The sequence below is a fragment of the Advenella sp. genome (assembly GCF_052108595.1).
In the GTDB taxonomy this organism is placed as follows: domain Bacteria; phylum Pseudomonadota; class Gammaproteobacteria; order Burkholderiales; family Burkholderiaceae_B; genus Advenella.
In genome coordinates, this window is sequence record NZ_JBQEAU010000035.1 from 17037 (window position 1) to 35617 (window position 18581).

At 56.7% G+C, this 18581-nt stretch carries 19 protein-coding genes; all 19 read right to left on the reverse strand.

The window, feature by feature from the left end:
- Positions 1-4: 4 nt before the first annotated feature.
- Positions 5-724: an ABC transporter ATP-binding protein gene (locus ACTIKR_RS08400; protein WP_193090008.1), complete on the reverse strand. Its 720-nt coding sequence runs from the start codon at positions 722-724 to the stop codon at positions 5-7.
- A complete protein-coding gene (locus tag ACTIKR_RS08405) occupies positions 721-1494 on the reverse strand; it encodes an ABC transporter ATP-binding protein (RefSeq protein ID WP_193090007.1) in 774 nt (257 codons plus the stop codon). The genes ACTIKR_RS08400 and ACTIKR_RS08405 overlap by 4 nt, the downstream gene beginning before the upstream one ends.
- Positions 1495-1862: 368 nt before the next feature.
- Positions 1863-2222, reverse strand: a complete 360-nt coding sequence (locus ACTIKR_RS08410; protein ID WP_193090006.1) for an ArsR/SmtB family transcription factor — start codon at positions 2220-2222, stop codon at positions 1863-1865.
- Positions 2206-2721, reverse strand: a complete 516-nt coding sequence (locus tag ACTIKR_RS08415) for an SRPBCC family protein (RefSeq protein WP_193090005.1) — start codon at positions 2719-2721, stop codon at positions 2206-2208. The genes ACTIKR_RS08410 and ACTIKR_RS08415 overlap by 17 nt, the downstream gene beginning before the upstream one ends.
- A gap of 155 nt (positions 2722-2876) precedes the next feature.
- Entirely contained in the window at positions 2877-3785 is a 909-nt protein-coding gene (locus ACTIKR_RS08420; RefSeq protein WP_442327601.1) for an aldose 1-epimerase, read from the reverse strand.
- Positions 3786-3821: 36 nt separating this feature from the next.
- A complete protein-coding gene (otnI, locus tag ACTIKR_RS08425; RefSeq protein WP_442327602.1) occupies positions 3822-4634 on the reverse strand; it encodes a 2-oxo-tetronate isomerase in 813 nt (270 codons plus the stop codon).
- Positions 4634-5629, reverse strand: a complete 996-nt coding sequence (locus tag ACTIKR_RS08430; RefSeq protein WP_442327603.1) for an Ldh family oxidoreductase — start codon at positions 5627-5629, stop codon at positions 4634-4636. Before ACTIKR_RS08430 ends, otnI begins: the two co-directional genes overlap by 1 nt.
- A gap of 306 nt (positions 5630-5935) precedes the next feature.
- Positions 5936-6565 carry a bifunctional 4-hydroxy-2-oxoglutarate aldolase/2-dehydro-3-deoxy-phosphogluconate aldolase gene (locus ACTIKR_RS08435; RefSeq protein ID WP_193090001.1) on the reverse strand — a complete coding sequence of 210 codons (630 nt, stop codon included), beginning with the start codon at positions 6563-6565 and terminating at the stop codon, positions 5936-5938.
- A gap of 136 nt (positions 6566-6701) precedes the next feature.
- Complete coding sequence (locus ACTIKR_RS08440) at positions 6702-8111, reverse strand: FAD-binding oxidoreductase (RefSeq protein ID WP_442327604.1); 1410 nt, start codon at positions 8109-8111, stop codon at positions 6702-6704.
- A 254-nt stretch (positions 8112-8365) separates the two neighbouring features.
- Positions 8366-10150 carry an IlvD/Edd family dehydratase gene (locus ACTIKR_RS08445; protein ID WP_193089999.1) on the reverse strand — a complete coding sequence of 595 codons (1785 nt, stop codon included), beginning with the start codon at positions 10148-10150 and terminating at the stop codon, positions 8366-8368.
- Positions 10151-10183: 33 nt separating this feature from the next.
- A complete protein-coding gene (locus tag ACTIKR_RS08450; RefSeq protein ID WP_193089998.1) occupies positions 10184-11209 on the reverse strand; it encodes a TRAP transporter substrate-binding protein in 1026 nt (341 codons plus the stop codon).
- A gap of 27 nt (positions 11210-11236) precedes the next feature.
- Positions 11237-12517: a TRAP transporter large permease subunit gene (locus ACTIKR_RS08455; RefSeq protein ID WP_193089997.1), complete on the reverse strand. Its 1281-nt coding sequence runs from the start codon at positions 12515-12517 to the stop codon at positions 11237-11239.
- Positions 12518-12538: 21 nt separating this feature from the next.
- Entirely contained in the window at positions 12539-13096 is a 558-nt protein-coding gene (locus ACTIKR_RS08460; protein WP_193089996.1) for a TRAP transporter small permease, read from the reverse strand.
- Positions 13097-13210: 114 nt separating this feature from the next.
- Entirely contained in the window at positions 13211-13963 is a 753-nt protein-coding gene (locus ACTIKR_RS08465) for an SDR family NAD(P)-dependent oxidoreductase (protein ID WP_193089995.1), read from the reverse strand.
- Positions 13964-13982: 19 nt separating this feature from the next.
- On the reverse strand, positions 13983-15065 hold the full coding sequence (locus ACTIKR_RS08470; RefSeq protein ID WP_193089994.1) for an Ldh family oxidoreductase: 1083 nt from the start codon (positions 15063-15065) through the stop codon (positions 13983-13985).
- Complete coding sequence (locus tag ACTIKR_RS08475) at positions 15062-16594, reverse strand: tripartite tricarboxylate transporter permease (RefSeq protein WP_193089993.1); 1533 nt, start codon at positions 16592-16594, stop codon at positions 15062-15064. The genes ACTIKR_RS08470 and ACTIKR_RS08475 overlap by 4 nt, the downstream gene beginning before the upstream one ends.
- A 10-nt stretch (positions 16595-16604) precedes the next feature.
- On the reverse strand, positions 16605-17072 hold the full coding sequence (locus tag ACTIKR_RS08480) for a tripartite tricarboxylate transporter TctB family protein (protein WP_193089992.1): 468 nt from the start codon (positions 17070-17072) through the stop codon (positions 16605-16607).
- A 77-nt stretch (positions 17073-17149) separates the two neighbouring features.
- Positions 17150-18118 (reverse strand): Bug family tripartite tricarboxylate transporter substrate binding protein, encoded by a 969-nt coding sequence (locus ACTIKR_RS08485; RefSeq protein WP_442327605.1) that lies wholly within the window; start codon positions 18116-18118, stop codon positions 17150-17152.
- A 235-nt stretch (positions 18119-18353) separates the two neighbouring features.
- A partial coding sequence (locus ACTIKR_RS08490; RefSeq protein WP_442327606.1) for a fumarylacetoacetate hydrolase family protein occupies positions 18354-18581 on the reverse strand: 228 nt, incomplete at its 5' end.

Consider the following 18581-nt stretch of genomic DNA (forward strand, 5'->3'; position numbering starts at 1 on the left):
AACGTTAAACGCCAAGCAGCTCGTTTAACGTATCCTGTTTTGCAGTCAGTTGTGCAGCCGGAAAAGCTTCTACGATTTCACCGTGTTCCATGACATAGAAATGATCTGCCAGAGGCGCGGCAAAGTGAAAATTCTGTTCGACCATGATAATGGTCAGCCCCTTTTGCTTGAGCGTGGTAATCATGCGGGCCAGCGCCTGCACAATGACCGGGGCCAGCCCTTCGGAAATCTCGTCCAGCAACAGGATGTCGGCACCGGTGCGCAGGATGCGCGCCACCGCCAGCATCTGCTGCTCTCCGCCCGACAGGCGTGTGCCGGGTGAATTGCGACGTTCTTTCAAATTCGGGAACATGGCGTAGATTTCATCCAGCGACATGGCGTTGGCCGCGGCCTTGTCGTTTTTCAGCGGCGGTGGCAGCAGCAGATTTTCTTCACAACTCAGGCTGGCAAAAATGCCGCGTTCTTCCGGGCAATACCCAATACCCAGGTGAGCAATTCTGTGGGTCGGCAGGCCGATGGCTTCTGCCCCGTGAATCCGCACGGAACCCTTGCGACTGCCGGTCAGCCCCAACATGGCGCGCATGGTCGTGGTGCGGCCGGCGCCGTTACGGCCCAGCAGCGTCACCACACTGCCTTTGGGCACGGTCATATTTACGCCGTGCAGAATATGCGACTCGCCATACCACGCGTGCAAATCTTTTATTTCAAGGGCAAGGGCGCTCATGCGTGCGCTCCCTGCAGTGCGGCGTCGGCTGTGCCCATATAAGCTTCCATGACGGCAGGATTGGTTGAAACCGTTGCGTAGTCGCCTTCGGCCAGCACGGTTCCGCGCGCGAGCACCGTAATACAATCGGCAATAGAGGAGACGACATTCATATTGTGTTCGACCATCAGAATGGTGCGACCGGCACTGACTTTCTTGATCAATTGCGTGACGCGGTCCACGTCTTCGTGTCCCATTCCCTGGGTAGGTTCGTCCAGCAGCATTAATTCGGGTTCCATCGCCAGCGTCGTGGCAATTTCCAGCGCGCGCTTGCGACCATAGGGCAGGCTGGAAGTAATATGATCCTGGAAATCGAGCAGATCGACTTCTGCCAGAAGTGCACGGGCACGATCATTGAGTTGGTTCAGCGACGCATCGCTTTTCCAGAAATGAAACGAGGTGCCTTCTTCGCGCTGCAGTCCGATGCGTACATTTTCAAGTACCGTCATGTCCGGAAACACGGCGGAAATCTGAAAGGAACGAATGATCCCCTTGCGTGCAATCTGAGCAGGTTTTTCAGATGTAATATTCTGACTGTTGAAAAAAATCTCACCCGATGTTGGCGTGATAAATTTTGTCAGCAGGTTGAAGCACGTTGTTTTGCCCGCACCGTTAGGGCCGATAAGCGCATGGATGGACCCTCTTTCCACCCGCAGATCAACAGCATTTACTGCCACAAAACCAAGGAACTCCTTGGTAAGTTTCTTTGTCTCTAATATTAGATCTGTCATATTCTTGTCTTGTGAAACCCGCAAGAAAGCAGGTGGTTCACCCGCTGCCATTTGTAGCGGACAGTATGCTTACGAACACGTCAATTTGCTATTAGTGCTAACCATAGGTGAATGAACTGCGATATGGTTTGCTGTCTGAACACGGCGGTTTCAAAGAAGATTCGACAAAAAGGCCGGTATTGAAAACATTGTGCTTGATGCGTTATACAACATTTTTTTACAGATGCAACGCCTGGTGCAGCTGTTCCGGCCGCAAGCCTGTGCATGAGCAGACCGATACTGACAGCAATGTCGCGCAAAAAATGGCCTGCAGCAATGTGCCAGGGTATAAATGGCGCCACCCGCCGGCCCATGGGTTCGGGTGTGTTTCAATTGTCTGACGGACCGGTCTCGACAATGTCCCGCAGGCGACCGATGGCCCGATCCCAGCCGGCCGCGATGCCGCCCAGAAAGGCATGGGCTTGATCCAGTCGTTGCCGATCCAGCGCATACAATACCTCGCGACCCCGTCGCTCATGCACCACCAGCCTTGCATTTTCAAGGACCAGCAAATGCTTGATGATGGCCTGGCGCGTGACGTGCGCATTCACCGAAAGGCGTGTGGCCGATTGCGCGCCTTGTTCAACCAGCCGCTGCACCAGCGCAAGCCGGGTGCCATCGCCAAGCGCAAAGAACACATCGGCAATGTGCTGATCATCAGCAATGGTTTGATCAATCTCGCTCGACATATTGCTTCACGTTCCGAACCTGCTCCTCCCAGCCGCCTGTGTTCATCAGGAAGGCGCGTGCGCGACGGTGTGCTGGTACGTTGTCGAACCCGGACTCGGTAATCGTAAGTTGCGTGCCGCCTGCAACGGGTTCCAAGCGAAATTCGACCAGGGTGGTGGGCTCGTTGTGGGGATCGGCTTGGGCATCGATACCGAAAGGGATCCAGCGAAAGCTGAAGTATCGCTCTGGCTCTATCGTCTGCACCGTGCAGAACGTCGTAGACTCTTGCGGCAGGTTGACTGGGGCTGGTGCGACGCCAGCCTGGCGTTGATATTGCTTGATCACCGCTTCGTCCAATGGGCCAGTGTATTTGCCCCGAACTGTCCCGGCCTCGATGAAGGGCCCTTCCAGGGCGACCCCGAACCACTGCCCGAATTCCTGCGCATCGGTCAGGGCGCGCCACACCCGCGAGACGGGCGCGGCGAGCGTGACGCTTTTTTCAATCTGGTTTGAAGACATGTGCTCCTCCTGTTCATGTGCAACCAAATGGTTGCACTAAGTGTAAAACAGGAAAATCCAATAGGCAAATGTTTTTTGCTGCACCGATCGGGGCAACACGGGTCTGGCCCATAGGCAATTCGTGTAACTGCTTGCCCGGGCTGCCTTGACCAGCACTAGTCACTGAAGGCTACTTCAAATGTCATCACCGAGGTAAGCGATTGCCCCGGCTCCAGCGGTTGTCCGCCCACCTGAGTCGGGCCGTAGCTGGCGTTCAGATTAAACGCATCGGACGTATTGCTGACCGGCTCGGCGCAGAACCAGTCTTTGCCCGGCGGGCTATATACCACCAGGAAATCCAGTGGCTGCGTCGCGGTCATGCGCAGGGTTCGTCGCTCGTTGGGCCAGTGGATGTCGGCCACGTGATCCCACGCAGTGAAGGGATGATCGAAAACATGCCGGTCAATCGCAATGCCTTGTTTGAGCGCATCGGTATCCGGATGCATGACCAGATTCAGCGGCATGACCTCCTCGTCGCTGATCCAGGCCTGGCCCACCCCTGCTGTCAGAATCGTATTGGGATGACGCACGAAATAGGGATGGTGCCCCATCCCCACCGGCATGACGCGGTGGCCGGTATTGGTCACCGTCAGGTGCACTTTCAGTCTTAGCGGCTCCAGTACGAAACGCTGCTCGGCAACAAACGCGTAGGGCCAGGCATCCGGCGCGTGCGTATAACGTATGACCAGCTCATTTTCCTGCTGTGATTCCACGGTCCAGGGCTTGTTGCGCACAATGCCGTGGATGCTGTGCGGCGAGTCGGGCTTGGCCGAAGGGTAGGTCACGCGCTGGCCTTCAAATTCGAATGTGCCATTGCGCAGCCGTCCGAACCAGGGCAGCAGCGGAAAGCTGGACATATCGGAGACCAGACCTTCCTCGATCGCCTGCGCAGAAGCGTCGCGCAACCATGGGCATATGACGTTATCAATGTGATGCCGATAACCGCAAATCGCCCCCCCAATATGAGGCGCGACAATCAACTCGGCCTGGTCGGCACGCAGGGTAATCAGTTTCGTTTTACTCATTCCGTGTCCTTTTTGTGCAATATATATATGTCAGGTTCAGGCTGCCTGCGCCGCCGCTGCGGCAGACGCCCAATAGCGCTGCAGCCAGCCGAGCCCGTCTCGGGTGCCGCGGGCCGGCCGATACTCGCAGCCGATCCAGCCGTCGTAGCCCAGCGTCTCGAGCTGCCTGAACACATAGGAATAATTCAATTCTCCCGTATCGGGCTCGTGCCGGTCCGGTGCGCCGGCAATCTGCATGTGGCCGAGCTGCCCGGCGCCAAGCAATTGGCCAATATGACGAGTGACATCGCCTTCGGTGCGCTGGCAATGATAAAGATCCATTTGAATACGCAGGTTATCCATGTTGATCTGCGCCAGCACCTCGCGCGCCTGTGCCTGGCGGGACAGAAAATAACCGGGCATATCGATCGGATTGATCGGTTCGATCATCAAATCCAGACCGGCGCCCTGCAGAAGCGTGGCCGCTTTGGACAGGGTGTCCAGATACTGATCGTGCGCGGCGGCATGCGTCCCCTGGTCGTGCACGATCCCGGCCATCACATGGATGCGCGGCACACCCAGAATCAACGCGTAATCAATGGCTTTTTTCACGCCATCCAGGCATTCGGCCTGACGGCCCGGCAGGCAGGCCAGCCCTTTTTCGCCGGCAGCCGCAACGCCCGCCGGCGCATTGATCAGCACTTGCTGCAAGCCATGATCCTGCAGCCGACGACCGATGGCATCGGCCTCTTCATCATAAGGGAACAGACATTCGACCCCTTTGAAGCCATCCTGCGCCGCCTGGGCGTAGCGGTCCAGGAACGGCACCTCGGTGTACAGCAAGGACAGGTTTGCAGCAAACTTCAGCATTACTGATACCCCATTTGCGCCAGCAGGCTGTCGGGCACCGTGAGGCCCTCTTCTTGCGCCCTATTGGCCAGATCATGACGGCGCGCGCCAGGCAGGCGGACGCCGTCATCTTCCAGCATGGCGGCGATCAGGTCTTCCAGGCGATTAAAATACGTCTGCTGGCCGGCCAGGGCTTGCGGATCGATCAGCATGAACACCTGGCCCAGCCTGGGTTCGTTGCCGGTGTCATCGTAAAGCGGATCGGCCTCGTAGCCGAAATTGGCCCCGGTAAGCGCCACGCAGAGCACCTCGACCATCAGGGCCAGCATTGACCCTTTGACGCCACCAGCAGCCTGCATACTGCCTTTGAGGGCTGCCTTGGCATCATTGGTGGGCCGGCCTTCGCTATCGAGCGCCCAGCCATCGGGAATGGGTTTATCATCACGTGCGGCCAGAATGACTTTGCCCCGGGCTACCTGCGACAAAGACAAGTCAATCACCACCGGCTCGGCCTGCTCGCGCGGAAAAGCCGCGGCAATGGGATTGGTTCCAAACAGCGGACGTTTGCCGCCCCACGCCGTGATGGCCGATGGTGAGTTGCTGAAGGCCAGCCCGATCAGTCCGGCATGGGCCACCGGCTCCAGATGGTAGGCCGCCATGCCGAAATGATGGCTGTTGGTCACGCCAGCAATGCAAATACCGGTCTGCTTTGCCTTTTCTATCGCCGTGGTAATGGCCAGTTCGCATGCAGGAAAGGCCAACCCGGTGCGCGCATCAACCAGCAGTGCCGATGGTTTTTCCTGCACAATTTCCGGTTCTGCTCCCCCGTCGGCCCGTCCGGAAGACAGGTGCAGCGCGTAACTGGGTACGCGCGATACACCATGCGTGGCAATGCCGTGCGCATCTGCAAAGACCAGTGCCTTGGCGGTTGTCTCGGCCATGGCCGGATTGGCGCCGGCGGCGGCCAGTGTGTCCTGTGCCAGGGTGATCAGGGAAGAAAGTGAAATTGTGCTCATGCTGCCTCGTCCATATTGTTGTGTGTCATCCGTGGCTGTGCTGCGAGATATTCGCAACACGACCTTTTTCAACCTAATGATAATTCAGGAAGGGCGGGCACTGCCGCAGATCGCCAGGCGCACCGCCAATTTGTCGGCGCATGCATGAAATTGGGTGGGGCGTAGCGACAATAAGCAACCTCGCGCGGGCAGGCTGCTGTTTTGTCGGAAAAATAAGGAGGGTTAATAAAGCGGATCAGGGCGAGCTGCCAACCAGTGGCAGACCGGCGAGCTTGCCACCCTGCCGTGCGGCCCAGGATCAGGCCATTAGGCCTGGCGTGCCTGTGCCAATGCGGTAGCGGCCAGCGCCGTGATCCCTTGCCAGTCGCCCGCCAGCACCAGGTCTGCGGGCGCCAGCCAGGAACCGCCTACGCAGGCGACGTTGGGCAGTGCCAGATAAGTCGCAGCGTTTGCCGCATGAATCCCGCCGGTAGGGCAAAAAACAATATCGGGCAAGGGGCTGTGCAGCGACTTGAGCAATGGCACCCCGCCTACTGCCTCTGCCGGAAAAAGCTTTTGGGCGGCAAAGCCGGCATCAAAGGCGTTCATGGCCTCGGTCGGCGTAGCAACCCCTGGCAAAAACGGCACCCGGTTTGCGGCCAGGGCCGGCAACAGTGCCGCAGGCAGGCCAGGCGACACCGCAAAGCGTGCACCGGCCTGCAGCGCCGCTTCCAGCTGATCTGCGTCCCGTACCGTGCCAACGCCGATCAATGCTTGCGGAAATGCGTTGACCAGTTCGCGCACGCCATCGAGTGCGGCGGGCGTGCGCAGTGTGATTTCAAATGTGTTAATGCCCCCGTCCAGCAGTGCATGGGTGACCTGCAGGGCCTCGTCAACCGACTGAATGACCATGACCGGCATGACCGGGCCTCGTTTGAGAATGGCAAGTGTATCCACGACAGTATTTCCTTTGTGATTAATCTCGCCTGGCACGGGTTCGCTTCGAATAAACGCCGCGTCACGGGAGTGATCTTGAGCCGGGCGTGGGCAGCAACCTGCTGGCAACCACCCGCGCCATTAGTTCAATTGTGATTTACGCATCCCAGGAAACCAGTTTACCTGGATTGAAAATATTGTTCGGATCATAAGCATGCTTGATCAGCCGCATCAATTGCAATGCATCCTCGCCATGTTCTTCTTTCAGAAACTCCATTTTATGAATGCCCACGCCGTGCTCGCCCGAGCAGGTGCCATCCATGCGAATGGCGCGCGATACCAGCCGGCGATTGATGCCTTCAGACATCTCCCATTCTTCGCGGCTATCAGGGTCAATCAGCATTTGCACATGGAAGTTGCCATCGCCCACATGCCCGACGATGGTGTACGGAAAGGGCATGCCCTCAAGCTCCTGGGCCGTTTCACTGACACACTCGGCAAGCCGCGAAATCGGCACGCAGACGTCTGTCGCGACCGAACGCGAACCAGGACGCAATTGCAGGCCGGAGTAGTGTGAATTATGACGGGCCGTCCACAGGCGTTTTCGATCTTCGGGCCTTTCGGCCCATTCAAAATCCATGCCGCCGTTATCCTTCGCGATTTCCTGCACGATCTCGGCCTGCTCGCGCACGCCGGTTTCGCTGCCATGAAATTCAAACAACAGTAGCGGTGTTTCCTTGAGCGTGAGCTTGCTGTAGGCATTGACTGCCTTGACCGCCCGCGTATCCATGAATTCGACCCGGGCAATGGCCACGCCCGACTGCATGATTTCAATCACCGACTGCACTGCAGACTCCAGCGTGGGGAAATTGCAGATGGCTGCTGTCACCGCCTCGGGTTGCGGGTATACACGTACGGTAACCTCGACAATAATGCCCAGTGTGCCTTCGCTTCCAACGAACAGGCGGGTCAGGTCGTAACCCGATGAAGACTTGCGGGCCCGGCTGCTGGTACGAATCACCTTGCCCGCAGCCGTCACCACTTTCATGGAGACCACATTCTCGCGCATGGTGCCGTAGCGCACGGCATTGGTGCCCGAAGCCCGCGTGCTGGTCATGCCCCCGATGGATGCGTGAGCGCCGGGATCGATAGGGAAGAACAGACCCGTGTGCCGGATTTCCTCATTGAGCTGCGTGCGAATAACGCCCGGTTGCACAGTCACGGTGAAGTCTTCGGCATTGATGGCCAGCACTTTGTTCATCTCGGTAAAGTCCAGCGTAACGCCACCCTCGATGGGCAACACGTGCCCTTCCAGCGATGAACCGATGCCAAAAGGAATGACCGGTACTTTGTACTGGTTGCAGATTTTGACAGCGTCGACCACTTCATCGGTGTCGCGCGGAAAGATGACTGCTTCAGGCGGGCACACGGGATACGGAGACTCGTCGGTACCGTGGTGTTCACGCACGGCCATGGAAGTAATGAAACGCTCGCCGAAGCGCTGGCCAAAAGCGGCAATGGCCGCTTCGGGAAGGGTACGAATGGCTTTCTTGTCCAGAACTGTCATAATATGCTCGCTGCCCTGCTGTTGACTAAGTTGTATGACACATGCAAGGCGTCAATAATAAATGAAAAAATGACAGACATGATGCATGCATGTCTGCCTGTAGCGGCGCTGCAGCGCAATGCGACCAGCGTTTGCACAGACTTGGGCGCCATGGACTTGCGCTGCAGCCCGCTGCCATTGGGTTGCTATTTGGTTGCCATCTGGTCGCTATCTCGCCGCCAATATAGCAGACGAAATAGCTACGATAAATGACATTAATGATTATCGCGCGATTCGCCCCGCGTCTGGATGATATCTACATAAGCGGTCGCCGCTTCCAGACATGCGCCATCGCCCTGCTGGCCCACCATGCCGCGGTAAATTTCCTCCCACGGCGTCATGTTCAGCAACTCCGGTTTTACCCAAGCGGCACGCCGTGCCTGCAGTTCCTCTTCGGCAATCAGGACATCGACGCGACAGGTGTTCAGATCTACCCTGACGATATCACCGGTGCGCAGCAAGGCAAGCCCGCCGCCGACCACCGACTCGGGCGAGACGTTCAGAATGGACGGGCTGGCCGAGGTACCGCTCTGGCGACCATCGCCCATGGTGGGCAGCGTATCTATTCCCTTGTTGAGCAGATAAGCCGGGGGCTGCATATTGACCACTTCAGCGCCCCCCGGATAGCCCACCGGACCGCTGTTGCGAATCACAAGTATGGATTTGTCGTCAATCCCCAGCGCCGGATCTTCAATACGATCGTGATAATCTTCCGGCCCTTCAAAAACCACTGCCTTCAGGTCCATCACGTTCGGGTGCGCCGGGTCAGACAGGAAACGGGCGCGGAATTTTTCGTCGATCACACTGGTCTTGATGACCGCATTGTCGAACAGATTACCGGTAAGGACAACGTAGCCTGCGGCTTCTCGCAACGGTGCGTTGTAGGCGCGAATCACTTCGCGATCCGGGGTTGGCACGGCCGCCAGGTTATCGGCCAGCGTTTTGCCGGTCACGGTCATGGCCGTACCATCCACTTTACCGGCATCCAGCAGCTCTTTCATGACGGCCGGCACACCACCGGCACGGTGGAACGCTTCCCCAAGGAAACGCCCCGCAGGCTGGCAGTCTACCAACAATGGAATTTGCGGACCCAGACGCTGCCAGTCTGCCAGCGTGTGATCAACACCCATATGGCGGGCAATCGCTACCATGTGAATCGGGCAGTTGGATGAGCCGCCCAGTGCCGCAGCCGCGACCACCGCATTTTCAAAGGCGGCGCGGGTCATGATATCGGACGGACGCAGATTTTCCCGGACCATATCGACAATGCGGCGACCCGTTTCATAAGCCATCCAGCCCCGCTCCCGATGTGGTCCAGGAATGGCTGCACAACCGGGCAACGACATGCCAAGGGCTTCGGCCAGGGAGTTCATGGACAGCGCTGTGCCCATGGTATTGCAGTGGCCCACCGAGGGAGCGGATGAGGCCACATTGTTCATGAATTCTTCATAACCAATCTCCCCAGCAGACAGGCGCTTGCGCGCATCCCAGACAACAGTGCCGGAGCCCGCCAGCTTGCCTTTCCACCAACCGTCGAGCATGGGGCCGCCCGACAAGACAATGGCAGGAATATTGACGGTGGCTGCCGCCATCAGGCAGGCGGGCGTGGTTTTGTCGCAACCAGTGGTCAGCACTACGCCATCTAGCGGATAGCCATGCAGAATTTCGACCAGGCCCAGATAGGCCAGATTGCGATCAAGGGCCGCGGTCGGACGTTTACCGGTTTCCTGTATGGGATGAACCGGAAACTCCAGTGGAATTCCGCCCATATCACGAATGCCATCACGCACCCGCGTAGCCAGCTCCAGATGATGCCGGTTGCACGGCGATAGATCGGAACCCGTCTGGGCAATGCCGATAATGGGCTTGCCCGACTGCAGCTCTTCCCTGGTAATACCGTAATTCATGTAGCGTTCGATATACAGGGCAGTCATGCCTGGATTGGCCGGGTTGTCAAACCACCGGCGGCTGCGCAAAGGCGTTTTTTCTGACGTAGACATAACGGGTTCCTTCTATTTCAATTGTAATAATACTCAGGCGCCGGAAGCCTTTTTTGCTGCTTCCAGTACACCATCGACTGTTTCGTTGCCAATCTTGGCTTTCAGGCTTTCGACAATCGGCGCAACTTTCTCACGAATCTTCTCTTTTTCCTCGGTAGAAAACTCGGCCACCTTGACATCGTGTTCTTTCAGGTACTTGAGCGCATCTTCATTGCCCTGGCGGCTGGCTTTGCGCTGGAATGCCTGACTGTCTTCGGCTGCCTGCACAATGACATCTTTTTCATCCTGGGACAGCTGGTCAAACCATTTTTTGGATGCCAGGAATACAAACGGCGTGTACACGTGGTTGGACAGCGTCAGGTATGGCTGAACCTCATAGAATTTGCTGGTCTGGATCGTGGACAACGGATTTTCCTGGCCATCTACTGTTTTGGTTTCCAGCGCAGTGAACAATTCCGTAAACGGCATGGGAATGGCGTTGGCGCCCAGGCCCTTGAACACGCTCAGGGCGACCTGGTTCTGCATCACGCGCAGCTTGATGCCATTGATGTCTTCCAATTTGGAAATTTCGCGGCGGGAATTGGTGATATTGCGAAAGCCGTTTTCCCAGTAGTTCAGTCCGATCAGACCCTTGGCCGGCAATTTGTCCAGCAGCTTCTTGCCTTCCGGGCCATCCAGCACCGCGTCTGCCACTTTTTCATTGTCGAACAAAAACGGCAGATCAAATACCCCAAATTCAGGAATCAGGCTGGCAATAGGAGCGGTGGACACAAATGTGATTTCTCCGGAACCGCTGATCAAAGAATTGATCAACTGTTCATCAGGGCCCAGGGCGCCGTTGCCGAAGGTCTTGACCTTCATTTTGCCATCGCTCAGCTTGCTGACCACTTCGGCAAAGTGCGCCGAAGCCTTGCCGGTCGGGCTGTCATCGGCCAGGCCATAGCCAAAACGGATAATACGTGGTTTGATGTCCTTGGCCCATACGGCCGCCGAACCCATGCCTAGCAGCGCTACTGCTGTCAGGCTCACAACGGTCTTTTTCAAAGTCTTCATTTTCATCTCCAGGATATAGGTATAGTTTGCAGATCAATAGAACCAGTTCATCGGTACCGTGACAATCTGCGGGAAAAGCACAAGCAGCAGAATCAGCAGGGCGTAGGCCGTCACGTATGGCCATACACCCTTGATGATATCTTCCATGCGAATGCGGGCGACGCCGCAGACCACATTCAGCACGGTTCCTACGGGCGGCGTCAACAGGCCGGCGCAACCGACCATGATGAAGATCACCCCGAAATAGGTTGGATCGATGCCGGCTTCCTTGATGACAGGCATCAACACCGGCGCCAGAATCAGGATTGTCGGCGTCAGGTCCATGGCCGTTCCAACCAGTATGAGCAGTACCACCAAGGCAAGCATCAGCAAGGTGGGCGAGTCAACCAGCGGACCCAGCAAAGCGATGAGTTCCTTGGGCAGATCGGCCAGCGTAATCATGTACGACGTAACCAGAGCCGCAGCCACCAGGAACATGACCACACTAGTGGTGGTTGCCGCATTGACCAGCAGTTGCATCAAGTGTCGTATTTTGATTTCGCGATACACAACCATGCCTACAAACAGCGCATAAACAGCCGCCACTGCTGCTGCCTCTGTCGGCGTGAAAATGCCAAAGCGCAAGCCGCCGATAATGATGACTGGAAGCACCAGCGCCCAGCCCGATTCACGCAATGCCTTGGCCCTGACAGACCACGGTTCCTTTGGAAAGGGCTGGAAACTGGTGGAGCGGCGCGCTACGAACGTCCATACCATGACCAGTGTCAGCCCCATCAATAGCCCGGGCACAATGCCGGCCATGAACAGTTTGGTAACCGAAATATTGGCGGCCACCCCGAAAATAATGAATGAAATGGACGGCGGAATGATAGGTGCAATAATCCCACCAGCGGCGATCAGGCCGCAGGACTGTTTCAAATCATAGCCACGATTGCGCAACATGGGCACCAGCATAGCGGCCAGCGCTGCCGAATCGGCAACGGCCGAACCCGAGAGGGCGGCTAGCAACACACTTGCCATAATCGCAACGTAGCCCAGCCCGCCATGCACGTGGCCGACCAGGGAGCTGGCCAGCGTGACCATGCGCCGCGACATGCCGCCGGCATTCATGGCTTCGCCGGCCAGCATGAATAGCGGGACGGCCATCAAGGAGAAATTATCGGCGCCGGCCAGCATGTTCTGCGCCAGAATCTGCACGTCGAAGAAGTCCAGATAAAACATCAGGCCGATGGCCGAGAGCAACAGCGCAAAGGCGATTGGCATGCCAAATGCCATAAAGCCGAGCAGCACGGAAAGAAATATGGTTACGGTCATGTTGGTTTCCTGTTACTCGCGTTAGCCCGCATCATCGACATGGTCGACTGCAGTTCTAAACCGGTATTGATAGCCACGTTCTGCCGGTGTCATGATTGCGATGGCAATATCGCCAATTGCCAGTACAAACATGGCCACCGCACTGAACCACACCATGCCGCTGAACAGGGCCTGCGACCAGCCGGTAACCGGCAATGCAGTATTCATGCCAATCATCATCTGATCCCAGCCGCCTTGCATCAGCAGCCAGAGCACCCACATGATGATGAGCTGACGCAGAATATGGATAATTTTTTGCATCATGATTGGCAGGCGGTGCAGCAGCATGTTGACCCCGAGGTGTTGCTTGGTGCGAAACGCAATCACGGTGCCCAGGAAAATCAGCCACACGAACGACATCCGGGCGACCTCCTCGGAAACGGTAATGCCCGAGTTAAAACCGTACCTGAGGACTACGTTACCGAACACCAGCAGTACCATCACCAGTACGCAAAGGCCAAGCATATAAGTGAGCGCCTTTTCCATGGCTCGCGTAATCGCTGCCACTGACTGAAAAAATGGACTTTCCAGTATCGTCATTAAAATCTCCTTTTACTAAAATGCCATGCGGCTTCTGGCTGCATGTATCATTTCTTCTGCTTTGTATCCCATGTATGGAACACAATCGCACGGGTTTGTGACGCTATGGTGTCGTCAATAGGTTGCCCGCCCGCCGGACAGATCGAATACGGCCCCCGTACTGAATGCACATTCTTCCGAGGCCAGCCAACAAATCATAGAGGCGGCCTCGTCCACGGCAAGAAAACGCTTCATGGGAATCCGGGACAACATATAGTCAATATGCTCCTGCGACATCGAGTCGAAAATTTCGGTCTTTGCCGCAGCCGGAGTAATGGCGTTCACCAGAATATTGCGTTCTGCCAGTTCCTTGCCCAGCGACTTGGTCAGCCCGATCAGTCCGGCCTTGGAGGCGCTGTAATGCGATGCATTCGGATTGCCCTCTTTACCTGCAATCGAGGCGATATTGACGATGCGGCCATAGCCGTTTTTCAGCATGGCAGGCACCAGCACGCGGCAGGTATAGTACGGGGCCATCAGGTTGGTCTGCACCACCTGCTGCCATACGGCTGGATCAAGTTCCCAAGTCACCCCGTTGCCACCGGTAATGCCGGCGTTGTTCACCAGAATATCGACCTTGCCATGTTGCTGTAATGTATCGGCCGCTGCGTTTTCCACCGCTGCCAGATCGGTCAGGTCCAGCGCATGCGCAGTCACCTTGCCCAGGGTGTCCAGTTGCTTGCGCGATTGCGCCAGCCGATCGGCATCCAGATCCCACAGCGCGACCGACGCGCCCGATTCCAGCATGCGTTTTGCGGCAGCCAGGCCAATACCACGCGCACCGCCCGTAATGACGGCCACCCGGTTCTGTAAACTATTCTGACTCATTGTCTATCCTTGTCGTAAATTAAAGTGTGGCCGGCATGCCGATGCCATAGGTTTGCGCAGATTCCTGCAGCAGTGGCGTAATGGACGGATGCAAGAGAACGCCGTTTTTCTTCTGCTGCTCATACAATGCCAGGCCACGATCCCCGGGCATGCGCACATTGTCGAAGCCTTCGCGAGGCGGGTTATTGCGACAGGCGTCGGCAATCCAGTCCATCTGGCGCAGGAACGCGTCGTTGCCACCGAAGGCGCCCGGATCATACAGGCTGACGAAAACGGTCGCGCCCCAGCCCTTGACGTTGTCGGCCCGACCATGACCTGCCAGGCCGCCGGTCAGCGCTTCAATCAACAGCGCCAGCCCAAAGCCCTTGTGTCCCACAGACAGCCCGCCCAGCGGCAAGATGGTGCCTGGCGGCTCTTGCGACAGCACTGCAGGGTCACGCGTCGGCTTGCCGGCACTGTCAATCAGCCATTCTTCCTCGAATTGTTTACCTTCCTTGGCCAGGCGGCCGCTCATGCCATTTGTGGTAATCGAGGCGGAAATATCAACCAGAAAGGGCGATGCCGATGGTATGCCGATCGCAATCGGATTGGGCGTAAATACAGCGCGGGTGCCACCAAACGGCGCAACGCTCTGGCCCGAAGGATCTGAGCAACTGAGCACAATCAGCATATTTTCACGAACCGCCCGCAGTAGATAACTGGCCAGGCAGGCAATGTGATGGCTTTGGCGGATCACCGCAGTGGCGGTGCCGTATTGCCGCGCGCGCGGCAGCAGCATATCTATGGCCTGATTCACCAGCCACGGTCCCGGCAAACGCCGCCCATCCAGCAGCAACGATGCCCCTTTGTCGGAGACAATGTCGGCGTTGCCTTGCGTGCTCATCTTTCCCTGTTCTATTTGCTGCAGGTAGGGATTGAGCAGCGCCAGGCCATGGGTGGTATGGCCCAGCAAATCTCCGTCAAGCAACACATCCGATACATTGCGTGCAATGTCGTCCGAAGTGCCTGCAGCTACCAACAGCGCTCGCGCAAATTCGCGCAAGGTCTCGACGTCATATCGCTCGCCGGCCTGGTGCACAGCAGAGTTGGCGGTCTGGTTCATGTCGTGGTTCCTGGTTGCGTCGCCGGATTCCCATTGCCGCCAGCCGGTGGCTTAGGTTTGCCGATGAACAGTTTGATAATGGGAATAGTCCAGATCAGAATGGCCACTACTCCCAATACGGCAGCAATGGGCCGACTAAAGAACATGAGAAAATCACCGTCAGCCTTGATCATGGATGAAATAAAATTTTCTTCCAGCATGCCGCCCAGCACCACACCCAGCACGGCTGGTGCGACAGGGAAGTCGTTCTCTTCCATGACATAGGCCAGCAGCCCCATAAGCATCATAATGATCACGTCGAACGGGCTATTGTTGATGGAAAAGGTCCCGACAATACCGAAAAGCAATATGATAGGCATCAGCATGGAACGCGGTACCCGCAGAACTTTTCTGGCAATCTTGACCAGCACATAACCCAGCGGCAGCATCAGGATATTGGCAATAATGAACACCAGAAAAATGGAGTACATTTCAACTGCATTATTGGTAAATATCATCGGACCCGGTATGAGGTTTTTCATGTACAGCACACCCACCACGATCGCGGTAATGGAGTCTCCCGGAATCCCGAAAACCAGAGCAGGAATCCAGGCGCCAGCCAGCGCCGAGTTATTCGATGCACCAGCCTCGACAATGCCTTCCACATGCCCTGTGCCGAACTTTTCCGGTTCTTTGGAAAACTTCTTGCTAATGCCATAGGACATCCAGGCGGCAATATCGGCGCCCGCTCCTGGCAATGCGCCCACAATCGTGCCCAGCACGCTGCCGCGCAGAATGGATACCGGATATTTTTTGGTCAATGTCCACATACCGGTAAAGATATTGCCGACCTGTGCCTTGACTTCACCGATACTGTCTTGTGAATTGACGGCATAGCGCAGAACTTCGGCAATAGCGAACATGCCTACCATCATCGGCAGCAATGTGACCCCGTTCATCAGGTCTTCGTTACCGAAGGTAAAGCGCGGATAGGCCGCCGGGTTATTCATGCCCACACAAGCGAGCAGCAGGCCGATCAGCAAGGACACGAACCCCTTGAGCTGGCTGGCCGGCGTGATAACGATGGCGCAGGACAGACCCAATACCACCAGCCAGAAAAACTCATACGAAGAAAAATTCAGCGCAAAATTGGCTAGCATGGGGGCGCAGGTAATCAGCACGATTGTGCCAAACACACCTCCCGCAAAAGAGAACAGGATGCTGGCGCCCAGTGCCTGGTCCGCCATGCCCTTGCGGGTCATGCTGTAAGCCTCGTCCGTGTATGCTGCTGACGACGGCGTACCGGGAATCCGCAACAGACATCCTGGCACGTCGCCAGAGGTAATGGCCATGGCAGTAGAGGTGACCATCATGGCAATGGCAGGAACGGGATCCATGAAAAAAGTCACGGGCACCAGCAGGGCGACGGCCATGGTGGCACTCAGGCCCGGAATGGCGCCCACGAACAGACCGAACATGGCTGCCACCAGAATGACACCCAGCACAAACGGATCGGTCACCTGACCCAGTGCAGCAGTAAAATTGCTCATGAACATAGAGTCACCACGCAAAGGGCTCAAGCAATCCCCATGGCAGCGGGACTTGCAAAATGTTGTAGAAGCACAAGTGGATGATCAACACGCTTATCACGGTCAGAATCAGGCCACGTACGGGTTTGACGCCGAACACCAGGAACAAGAGCATCAGAATAATGCCAGATGAAATAAAGAAGCCTAGCCATTGTGCCGTCAGGAAATAGAAAACGAGTGACGCCGGGATCATGCAGAAGCGCAGAAACGTTACCGTATTCAGGCCGTGCCAGGCCAGCCACTGCTGCTTGTCCCGGCGGCGCCTGCTTTGCACAATCAAGCAGACCGAACAGATGAGCAAACCGATAGCAATAAGGCGGGGAAACAGCCCCGAACCATATTCCTGGCCGGGTGTGGGGGGAAACGACAGCGACATTGCAAAAACGATAATGGCAAAAATGCCAATCATAATGCCGGAAAGGGTATCACTGATCTTCATGGGAATTTTCCACAGGGTCGGCAGTACGGTCCGGTGCACGCAAGGCGCACTGAACCGACCACCCGGTTCATATCAGCTTATTTGGCCATCCCGATGGCTTTGAGAACCTCGCCGAAATCAGCGGTGGATTTGGCCATGTAATCGCCATATTCCTTGCCGCTGGCATAGGCAACACCAAAACCGCGTTTGGACATGAAGTCACGAAATTCCTTGCTCTCGTTGACCTTCTTGAGTGCTGCGTCCAGCTTGGCAGTCACATCATCGGGCAGCCCCTTGGGACCGGCAATGCCACGCCACACGCCCACAGTCCAGTCACTACCGATGGTTTCCTTCAACGTTGGAACATCCGGGTACATGGGTGAGCGCTCTTTGGACATGATGGCCAGCGGCTTGGCCTTGCCGGCGTCGATCATTGAACGCGCTTCCGGCAGAGACGTCGGCACGATATCGATGCCACCGGCAGCCAGCTCGAGCATTGCCGGCGCAGAACCATTGGAAGGCACGAATGGAACCGAGTTGGCTGGCAGGCCGGCATTATTGACCAGGCCGGCGATGGCGATATGCCAGATGCCGCCCTGTCCGGTACCGGAGGCTTTGAGCTTGCCCGGATTGGCCTTGATGTCCTCCATAAGCCCTTTCATGTCTTTGTATTCTGAAGTTGCGCTTACCGTCACACCGGCCGGGTCCTCGTTCATCAGGGCCAGTGGCGTGTAGTCGGCCGTGGTGATGGTGGTCAGGCCCAAATGCTTCATGGTGGCAATTTCCACCGTGAGCATGCCCAGCGTGTAACCATCAGGCTTGGCTTTGGCGATGGCCATATGCCCCACGACGCCATTGCCGCCTGTGCGGTTGACCACATTGACCGGATTGTCCAGTTCTTTTTCGAGCAAAGTCGCGATCATGCGGGCTGTGGCATCTGTGCCGCCACCGGCACCCCAAGGCACGATCATAGTGATGGGGCGCTCCGGGTAAGCAGCGTGAGCCATGCCTGCGCCCACTGCCAACGTCAACCCCAGCAACCCTTTGAGCATATTGCGTTTGTTCATGTCTGTCTCCGTTTACAGGCAACCCCGGCGCAGCCGGGCTCCTGTGATGTGGTGTCCGTACACACGAATTGCGTGACGGCCGGTTCTGTTTTTATACATCTACAACTGCTGTCAGGCATCGCACCAACCTTGTTCCGGCGGTCGGACGCCCGACTTCAACAACGACCTGAATATCGCAAGCAACATTCAGGTTCAAGCAACGCGGCGCCTCCTTCGCGCCGCGCTTGTGCCAGCCTTAGGCCTGCACCACTTTCTGTGTCTGTTCACCCAGGCCTTCGATGCCCAAACGCATGGTCTGACCTGCCTTCAGGTAAACCGCTTCAGGCTTGACACCCATGCCAACGCCGGGGGGCGTACCTGTTGAGATCACATCGCCTGGCTGCAGGCTCATGAAATTACTTAGATACGAAATGATCGTGGCAACATCAAAAATCATTTTGGCGGTGGTGCCGTCCTGATAGCG